11 protein-coding genes and 1 pseudogene are annotated in these 8909 nt (G+C 61.9%); 2 read left to right on the plus strand and 10 right to left on the minus strand.

Annotation, left to right across the window (positions count from 1 at the left end; all coding sequences use genetic code 11):
• Both CKO42_RS24810 and CKO42_RS24815 read right to left on the minus strand, forming a co-directional pair.
• A pseudogene (locus tag CKO42_RS24810) lies at positions 1–736 on the minus strand (ISKra4 family transposase); the annotation flags it as partial.
• Positions 737–769: 33 nt separating this feature from the next.
• A complete protein-coding gene (locus CKO42_RS24815) occupies positions 770–2026 on the minus strand; it encodes an ISAzo13 family transposase (RefSeq protein WP_200251305.1) in 1257 nt (418 codons plus the stop codon).
• A 284-nt stretch (positions 2027–2310) separates the two neighbouring features.
• Between CKO42_RS24815 and CKO42_RS24820 the strand changes: the two genes are divergently transcribed.
• On the plus strand, positions 2311–3372 hold the full coding sequence (locus CKO42_RS24820; RefSeq protein ID WP_200251307.1) for a hypothetical protein: 1062 nt from the start codon (positions 2311–2313) through the stop codon (positions 3370–3372).
• Positions 3373–3536: 164 nt separating this feature from the next.
• Here the strand turns inward: CKO42_RS24820 and CKO42_RS24825 are convergent, their stop codons facing one another.
• The 6 genes from CKO42_RS24825 to CKO42_RS24850 form a co-directional block, all read right to left on the minus strand.
• Positions 3537–4991 (minus strand): ImmA/IrrE family metallo-endopeptidase, encoded by a 1455-nt coding sequence (locus tag CKO42_RS24825; protein WP_200251317.1) that lies wholly within the window; start codon positions 4989–4991, stop codon positions 3537–3539.
• Positions 4992–5407: 416 nt separating this feature from the next.
• On the minus strand, positions 5408–5560 hold the full coding sequence (locus tag CKO42_RS24830; RefSeq protein WP_200251329.1) for a hypothetical protein: 153 nt from the start codon (positions 5558–5560) through the stop codon (positions 5408–5410).
• Between the two features lie 57 nt (positions 5561–5617).
• Positions 5618–6070 (minus strand): DUF29 domain-containing protein, encoded by a 453-nt coding sequence (locus tag CKO42_RS24835; RefSeq protein ID WP_200251331.1) that lies wholly within the window; start codon positions 6068–6070, stop codon positions 5618–5620.
• On the minus strand, positions 6067–6627 hold the full coding sequence (locus tag CKO42_RS24840; protein ID WP_242479682.1) for a DUF4351 domain-containing protein: 561 nt from the start codon (positions 6625–6627) through the stop codon (positions 6067–6069). Before CKO42_RS24840 ends, CKO42_RS24835 begins: the two co-directional genes overlap by 4 nt.
• 38 nt (positions 6628–6665) lie before the next feature.
• Positions 6666–7103 carry an RpnC/YadD family protein gene (locus CKO42_RS24845; RefSeq protein ID WP_200251335.1) on the minus strand — a complete coding sequence of 146 codons (438 nt, stop codon included), beginning with the start codon at positions 7101–7103 and terminating at the stop codon, positions 6666–6668.
• Positions 7104–7108: 5 nt separating this feature from the next.
• Positions 7109–7435: an Rpn family recombination-promoting nuclease/putative transposase gene (locus tag CKO42_RS24850; RefSeq protein ID WP_200251338.1), complete on the minus strand. Its 327-nt coding sequence runs from the start codon at positions 7433–7435 to the stop codon at positions 7109–7111.
• Between the two features lie 29 nt (positions 7436–7464).
• Here CKO42_RS24850 and CKO42_RS24855 point away from each other — a divergent pair, with 29 nt between their 5' ends.
• Entirely contained in the window at positions 7465–7692 is a 228-nt protein-coding gene (locus CKO42_RS24855) for a DUF433 domain-containing protein (RefSeq protein WP_200251340.1), read from the plus strand.
• Between the two features lie 23 nt (positions 7693–7715).
• Here the strand turns inward: CKO42_RS24855 and CKO42_RS24860 are convergent, their stop codons facing one another.
• The gene (locus CKO42_RS24860; protein ID WP_200251342.1) at positions 7716–7982 is read right to left on the minus strand and encodes a hypothetical protein; all 267 of its coding nucleotides are present in this window, start codon (positions 7980–7982) and stop codon (positions 7716–7718) included.
• A 600-nt stretch (positions 7983–8582) separates the two neighbouring features.
• On the minus strand, positions 8583–8909 hold a 327-nt coding region (locus CKO42_RS26980; protein WP_207148823.1), incomplete at its 5' end, for a hypothetical protein.

An 8909-nucleotide genomic window follows, 5' to 3' on the forward strand; every position in this document is an offset into this window, starting at 1 on the left:
GGTACTGCTGCTTGGCGCGCGCAATCTCGCGCTCCAGGCGCGCGAGAAAGCTCTGCTTGCCGTATTCGGGCGCGGCGGCCAGATAGACGGTGTGCTGACGCTCGCCGTCGTGGTCGTAGAACGACAGCGCACCGGCCATGGCTTCGCGATAGCCGGCGCTGTCGGCCATCGGGATCATCGCCCCATCGAGGCTGATCACCACCGTGGCAATGGAGACCTGCAGCGCTGGCAACGCGTACTCCCAGGTCTCTTCCTTGGCCGTGGCGATGCTGCCAACCCAGTCGGCCACATTCTGGATGTAAGAGCGGGCAACCTTGCGGCCGTGATTCTGCTCCAGGTCCGTCTGCACCGCGCTCACATTGAGTTGGGCGTACTTGTGACTGAGCTGGCTGGCAAAGCGTGGGGTGGCGCCGCGGATGATCCGCGCTTGGTGCTCCAACGGGCAGTAGATACGCCCGCCGCGCGAGGTCTGGTAGACGTAGCGCTCGAGCTGCACGTCGCCATAGGGGATCTGGTAGACCTTCGGATGGCGGCCACGGGCGGTGAGCTTGGTCTCGCCGACGCGAATCGGGCTGCCGTCGGTGTCAAAGCGCCCAAGGGCCTCCTCGGTCGCACAACCCCCGACGGCGTTGGTCGCCTCCAGAATGGCCTCCTCCATCTCCATCAGGCTGCCACGCAGGCGCACCGTTACCTCGACTGTCACTTCGTCATCCGAACGCCGGATCACTTGCGCCATCACCACCACCTCACTGTCTGCTTCATCAGGAGGTTATAGCGTACTCCTCAAGGCGACATCATTACAAGGCTGCACCCGTGCATCATGGCGAATGAAACGATCCTTCATCGAGCGGAAGGACTCAGAGCACTTGCGCCCCAGCTCATAGGTCTTGTCGAGGAGACGCGCAGCGACCTTCAAGCCGGTTTGGGTACGCGTGGTCTCAACGGCCTTGAGGGCGCTCTCGGGGGTTTCCAGGATGAGTCCGCTCCAGGCTTGCTCGATGTGGCAGAACAGGCGATGCTCGATCGGGTTCCACTTGGAGGTGTACGGCGGATAGTGGGCAATGCGCAAGCGCAGCCCCACGCGCTGGGAGAGGGCGATCAGGTCTTCTTTGAAACGCAGCGACCGGGCGGCATTGGCGCCGCCACAGTCGAACAGCAGGAGCAGTTCGGTGGCGTTCGGGTAGAGCGGCGCGAAGTGCGTCTCCCAGGCCAGGGCGATGGCGTCACAGACGAAGGCGCTGGTCTCGCGCGAGGTGCCCAGGGTGACGAAGGCCTGGTTGAGGCGCACGTCGTAGACGCCGTGCGGGATGAGCCGCCCGGTGGCCAGGTGGCGGAAATCATGGTCGTAGACCGCTTGCGCTGCGGTGCCGTAACCGCGACCACGCCGATGCAAGCGCCCGAGGAGTTCCTTCTTTTTGGTGTCGACACTGAACACGGGCGCGCCCTTCATCCGCGCCAAGCGGCGCAGGGCGGCGATGTGGCGGAATTGTGCATCGCGCTCCACTGGATCGACGACGCCGGTGATCAGTTCCTTGCGCAGCGCGCGAGGCCGAAACCCCCAGTGCTCGAGCCAGGTGGCCGCGGTGTTGCGACTGACTCGGATCCCGTGCTCGAGCAATGCCTGCGTGAGACGCATCGGATTGAGATCCGTCCACCGCACCCGGGGATCGGTCGGACTGCCGGCGGTCTGCGCGTCGAGCACGTCCGTGAGCGTGGCGTTCACCTCGGGCTGACGCTCGATCAGGGGTGGGCGTCCACCGCCGGGTCGGCGCACTCGGTGAGCCTCGCCGCTTGGGCGCTGCGGATCCTGCGGATCGCCTTCACCCATCGACTCCAGTTCCTGGATACCGGTGTAGAGCGTGCGCCGACTCATGCCCAGAACCCGCGCCACATAGGCGATGCCGCCGTAGCCGATCTTCAGCGCCTCCAGCGCTGCGTAGCGGCGACGATGGTCTTCTGGCAACGAGCGTGCGTACAGACGCATCGTCTGCTCATGCGTCTCATCATAGCCGGGAAAATCGTTCATGGTCGGTCGATGATCCGTGTTCTAGGGCTGGCGTATACTTGCATCTTCGCGGTGGCTTTTCCAGCAGTTGGCGCAGACTGATTCGTAGCTTCAATCACAAAGATGCACCGCTTGTTATTGAATCGTTCCCTAGTCAACAACGGCGGCATCATGCGCAGCGCGCCGCTGATCAACCCGCTAGAACGCAGCGACCCACGCCACTCGCTAACGGATACTCGTACCCGCTAAAGAGGAAGGCAAGGCAAGCTGTTCAGTGGAGATCTGCATTAAGTCGGGAGACCAATATGTCAACACGAGCCTGGTACGATTACTACCTCATCGACCCCGGATCGGGCACGATGACCTTGGCCATGCGCTTCTACAAGTGGGGCGACGGCACGCCTGAGAATGCGCTTGCGGAGTATCGGTTGTTCAGAGAGCGCTTGCAGCAGCTCGGCGGGCAGCTGCCGGTGGCGTGGCTCGATCGTCTGTTGCGTGACCAGCTCGGCGACCTCCATGCGACGCTGCCGCCACAGTTTGCCACCGCTGCGTTCTTGTTCCTGCTTCAACGCGCCTCGGATGAGGAGCAGCGTCAGTTTTGGCATCGGTACACGCCACCCGAGGAGCGGCCGGATTTTCATCTCCGCTTCGCTCTCGACGAGGCGCTGACGGCCGAGCCTTTTGAGATCCCGCCACAGACCGATCCGCTGTTGGAGCGAGTCCGGCGCTTTCTTGCCACGGCCCACTCTCTGCGCCCATGGCGAGACTATGGGCTGCGACTCGACCTCTTGGATTGGCTGCAATACCTCACCCAGCCCACGCGCAGCGCCGACATGGGTGCCATCGCCGGCGACTGGGAGCCAGCCTGGGATATTAACTATCGCTTCCGGTTCTTTTTCTGGATTGATTCACAGCGGCCCTTGCGGATCGGGCAGATGGCGATCGAGCTGTGCCTGTACGACGGCACCGATCTGTTATCGGTGACCGATGCAAACACAGATGAGTGGGAATGCGAACAGCGCGACCAGTTGCGCGAGATCGTCCGCGCCTCCGACATCAACATCACATCCCTGGCGCCGCTCCAGCACGACTATGCGACCACGCCAGACAACTTCTGGCCGTTCCGCGAGCAACCGAACCCGGAAGAGACAACGCGTCGCGCGCGACTCGAGGCTCTCCGACCGATCCGCAACATCTTGGTGCGCCAGATCGAGAAACGTTTTGGCCCCAAGGTCGCCGATGAGACGCGGCCGATCTTGGAGCAGATCGACGACTTTGAACTGCTGCTCGAACTGACCGAGCCTGTCATTGATGCTCCGGACAGTGCGGCCTGGCTTCGCGCGCTGCGGCAAGTTTGCAGTCCTTGATCGCTAGACGCCTCGCCGCAGGGGTAGCCCTACAGATATGTTGGTGTCGAGTAGATGATGCTATCCCTGTAACTGGATCATCGCGCCATGATTTCGAAAGACCTCCAGATCTAGAGCACTACCGTTGAGGTGTTGGATGATCAAACGAGAGGTCTGACAAAGTGTCATAACGCCCATCGATCTAAACGCTTTCGTTCTGCCGCAGACAGGACGCTGCTCCATTCGGCGTTGTTGATCTGATGCAGCGTCAATGTCCGACTCACTTGAAACCGCTCTTCCAGATTGGCTGCGGCCAGCAGCACCTCTGACTGTGCCCGACAGACGCGTTCGACCTGTTCGCGCGGCAGCAGGAACTCGGCGGCGAAGGCATTGGCGCGTTGCTCAGGCCAACGCGGGACCTGACCACCCAACACCTCGGCAACGGGCAACGCATGCGCGCGATCGGCCAGCAGATGGCAGATCTCATGCGCCAGCGTTGACCGTCGGCCATTGGCTGTTGACGCGCGTGAGCGGTGGTTCGTATTGAGCAACACGGCAGGCCCGTGGCGATCTCCCCAGACGGCGACAGCGTCGATGCCTGCGGTGATATCGATCTCACTGAGGTGTAAGCCCCACTGTCGCAGTATCTGGTCAGGAAACGCAGGTTGGTCGCTCGCAATGCCGAGCCGCTGGCGCAGCCATTGCGCCAATTGGTAACCCTGCTCGTAGGCCGGCGCTTGCATCTGCACAACCTGGGTCGCTTGACGCGCAAGATCATCCAGATGTGGCGTGGCCATACAGGGTATCGCGCGGATGGCTTGCAGCAGGCAGTGCTGCTGCTCGGCGCCGACAGACGCGCTCGTCATCCGAGCCGCCATCAGCAATTCGCCAGGATGCTCATGGGCTTTCGCGCCGGGGTGGACTTCGAACCAGTCGTCTAGGGGTTGATCGTTCGCCGCACCACCGACTCCGGCCAGCCGGCGCAATTCGCTGATGTCGAGACCGGTGGTGATTGGGAGGAAGTGTTCAGCGACACGCTGTTCGCGCTCGGACCAGCATTGTCGCGCGTAGCGGGCGCGGGGTTCCGTGCTGGTTGCAAGCAGTCGATCCAGGTGGTGACCGATAGCGGCTAGGTCGCTCATCGCTTGGGCGTGAGGGAGATAGCGCGTTCGTTCCAATGCGGGTGACCAGAGCTGTGCATCCCTGCCTTCGCGTAACAGCCAGAGTGGCCGCAGCATTAAGCCTCGAAACAGCAACGAGAGGTCGTGACGTTGCCGGAAGTCGAAGAGTTGATCTTCCTCTGCCTCAGCCTGACCAATGGCCAGATCGCGCCAGCGTGCGTCGGCCTCTTGCATCATGGTGCCAGGGTGCAGCGGGGCGATATCGATGGGATAGCCTTGCTCGAGCATGAGCCAGGGCCAGATGCGGGCGAGGCCATGAAGGAAATCGACCAACGGCCAAGGCTGTGACGCGGCGAGCGGAGTCGCTCTGTCCGATGCGGCTGGCCCCCAGACCGGCAGACCAGCCACAGCGAGGCTGAACCGGGCTTCGGCGAGGCCGCGGGCCGCCTTGGCATCGTCTGCCGGCAGTATCCACATCTCAATGCCGGTATCACTGCCTCGCTGTATTGCTTGAGCCATGATTTAAACGCTCCGCCAAAACCGTCGGCTACCGCACGTTGCTCGAGCTGACGCAGAATCCTGGGAGGTAGTGCTGGCCGGCCTTGGTTGCCGCGCCAGGGATAGCCATGGAAGGAGACACCAGGCTGAGTCGGTGCGGCTTCATAGATGACACCACGATAGACCGCATAGACATGTTCTGGCATCTCGGTTCCAGGTGCGTGATAGACCACACCCTCGCGGAGTAGCTTGGTTGCGATCTCGATGCTGATGGATCGATGACATTTGCCGACTGGACCTGAAGATGAGTCCACGAATCCGGCTTCGTCTTTCGCCCAGCGGTGTTTGGGACGTCTCTCTCCGGGATCATAGCACCACTCTGACTGTGGCTTTTGAGGCTCCAGTGATGAGGTGGGCTGAGTCATTTTACGACGACGTTAGCGGACTGTGACGTCATCCATCTTGCTCGGGTGCGCGGCGAGCCAGGTCTCGAGGTCGGCGCGGCCTTCCTCCAGCCAAATCGGCTGGTTCTTCGCCACGATCTCGCGATAGGCGCAGGTCTGTTCGAGTGGGGTCATTTCGCCGAGCATGATGAGGATCTCCTCTAGGGTCTGGTCCTGAAAACGCGCGAGCAGCCAGTACAGGCGTTAGCGCTCCCCAGGTTCAGGCCAATAGTCTTCATCAAGCACCTGCTCTAAAGTGAAGGGAGGCTGGTCTGGAAAGGTCGAGAGCGGCAGGCCAGTTTCATCGGCGGCTTCTTGGCGAGCACGCGGGTAACTCGCTGCAAGCGCCTCGGGCAAGCTGGGTTTCAGGCTCGGACTTTCACGGAGCAGGAGTTTGATGTCCGTACGCTGGGTGATGATGGTCACGGTCCAGCTGCGCGATTGTTTGTCGAGTTGATGACGCAGCTTGAGCAGATGCATCATCAGGACCACCAGCCGGTTGCGCAATTGCCGTCGTTCACTGCGACTCATCCCCTCAAGTTCCTCCACCAGTTGCTCGCGGTCCAGGCAATCGAGCCGTCCGGCGCGCAGGTGGTTGACCTGGGTTTGCAGCCATTGCAGGTAGTCGGACTCGTGGTGGTGGGTCGCAGGCATCATGGCGCGGTGTCGCAGGCGGTCTGTTGCGGTGCCGGGTGTGCGGCGAGCCAGGTCTCGAGGTCGGCGGCGGCGCTGAAGTCGAGCAGCGCTTCGGTGAGATCTTCGAGCTGATCGACCGGAAGGGATTGTACGCTGGCCTGCTGCGCCTTGGTCAGCTTGCCGAGGCGACGGCGCAGGAGGCGTAGCACCAGTTGGACTTCGCGCTGGCGGCCTTCTTCAAGCCAGATCGGCTTATTCTTCGCCACAATCTCGCGATAAGCGCGGGTCTGTTCGAGTGGGGTCATTTCACCGAGCATGATGAGGATCTCCTCTAGGGTCTGATCCTGAAAGCGTGCGAGCAGCCAGGATTGAAAAACGTCGAGACACTGGCGGCGCGCGGATTCGGGCAGTGGGGCCTGTTGGATTTGACCATAGGCGAGCGGGGCTTGTTCGCGCAAGCGTTCGCGGTCTTCGACCAGATAGGCAGATAGGGCAGAAAGGTGGCCAGCAGCGGGTGCTCGGGTTGGGTCTGGCGCAGCTGTTCGAGCACCTCGATGAGTCTGTTTGTCAGTGTGCATGTTGATGGTCACCAGGGCACGGCAGCAGGCAGGCCAGATTAGAGATCAGCCGCCCTTGTTCGCGCAGCCTGGCGGCGCGGGTGGCGAAGCATCACCTGTTGGGCTTCGGCTGGCGGCAAGGCGCTATGAAACACCGCCGCCGGGGTCTCAGCGGTGAGGATGCGATCGGACCAGGTCAGTAGGGTCTCGGCCTCGGCCGCTTGGATCTGTTGGCGCAGCCGGGCATCAGTGGGGCCGAACTTGCGCTCTATCTGGCGCAGCCGCCGCTTGGCTTCGCCGTTGCGCTCGCCCTGCTCGCGGCCTTGCTCAATCGACCGATCAATCAACGTCTGCATGATGGGATCTCCTGGTGCGGTCTGTTCCAACAAGCGGCGGACGTCGGCTTCGTCGATCCGTTGTGTCCCTTGGACATCCTCTCTCAGCAGCGATTCCAGACTCTGCAGCGCGGTGTCACGGTCAGCGATCTGGTGGATCAAGGCGATCAGCCGCTGCAGATGCTCGAGCGGCTGGTCGCTGAAGATCTCCAGCGCAGCGCGAGCTGCACCAAGCGCGTGAGCACATCGCCTTTGATCTCCGCATCGCTGCGCGGCGAGAGATCATGCAAGGCATAGCCAAACTGCTGCGGCACATAAGGCTTGAGCGCCTCCGGCAACGGGCGGATCAGCGCGTGGAAGTCGCTCGGCATGCGCCAGAAGCTCTGGCCATGGTAGAACAGCGCCGCTTGGGAATATGCCGCGATCAAATCCGGGTCGCGCACAATGCACCGGATCGGGTTGCCGCGGCCGAATCTGCTAGGCTCAGCGTTCAATCACTCACTGCTCTGAGAGTGTCCGAAGCATGAACACGGTTCTCCACCAACGTATCACCTTCAACCCTCGACAATGCGGCGGCCGGCCCTGCATTCGGGGGATGAGGATTCGCGTGACCGACATCTTGGAAATGCTGGCTCAAGGGGTCGCAGCCGATGAGATTCTCGCTGACTTCCCTGACCTGGAGCCCGAGGATATCAGTGCCTGTCTGCATTACGCGGCCAAACGGGCCGATATCGCAAGACTGGCCGCATGATTTTTTGGGTCGACGCGCAGGCATCACTCGAGATGGGTGAGGTCATCGTGGAAATCGGCGACGTATGACAGGTCGCGCTGATCAACGCTCTGCTCCAGATGCTCGCGCACGTCGTCGGTGCCGAGGTGGGATTGGCATTCCACCGCCACGGCCACCTCGCTGTTGACCACCAGCAGGTCGATCTCCATCAGAGGGCAGCCGTCGTCGTCATACGCCAGCAGGTTGCTCAGCACCTGATGCACCGTCAGCTGGCGCTCGCGCAGCAGCCGCACGACGGCGGGCTTGACCATGGCCTAGACAGGCCATGGTCATGTCGCCTCGCGGTTGAGCGCTTCAGTGGAGCACTTGGAGGGTGAGCGGCCATTTTGGCAGGTCTGGCACGCCTGTTGTCGCCCGAATGACCATTGCTGGCTGCGTGATGCTGAGCGACTGCGCTATGCTCAAGCGCCACTCAACGCGCCTGATGATGCCCACCAGCGCTTTCAACCCCACCAGCGCGCCCGACGCCCATGCCACACCGCTCAGCACAGCCACCCTCCCCGCCCAAGTCCCCGCGCTGCCGACTCGCGCTGGTGGTCATCGCGCGCAATGAGGCGGCGACACTGCGTGCGTGATTGGAGAGCGCGCGGGGCCTGGTCGAGTCGATCATCCTGCTCGATACCGGCTCGAGCGATGACACGGTCGTGATCGCTCAGGCCTGTGGCGCACAGGTGCATCGGCCTCTTGGATCTGTTGGCGCAGCCGGGCATCGGTGCGGTGGGTGGTGGGGTCGAATTTGCGCTCCATCAGGCGCAGCAGCATCTCGGCCTCAGCTAGCGATCAGCCACCGGCTGCTAAGATTGCTACAGCATTTAGGGGAACGTCAGTCATTTGTCTAATTTTTTCCGGTTTCAGAACCCGCGAAAATCTGGAACAGCAGCACACCATTTCTCCCTGATCCGACACAGCAAGTCATAAACGCGCTCAACTGCGACATCTTCCGCGATCCGGCCGTGTGCCAAGTCGTTTCGTTGGCGAAATAAGGTCAACAGCTGCAACAGTCTTTGCCGCAACCAAGCTTTGTCGCCTTCGGCACCGATCCCGCCGGTAATGGAATGGTCCGCCCCGCTCCTCCAACACACCCCGAGCGGGCACAATAAGCGATGATGAGAACCCATCGTCAACCAAGGTAGCGGAGCAGACCAATGACAGAGACTCACAAAGACCGGGCCATCACG

The sequence above is a fragment of the Lamprobacter modestohalophilus genome, assembly GCF_016583905.1.
Taxonomy (GTDB): domain Bacteria; phylum Pseudomonadota; class Gammaproteobacteria; order Chromatiales; family Chromatiaceae; genus Lamprobacter; species Lamprobacter modestohalophilus.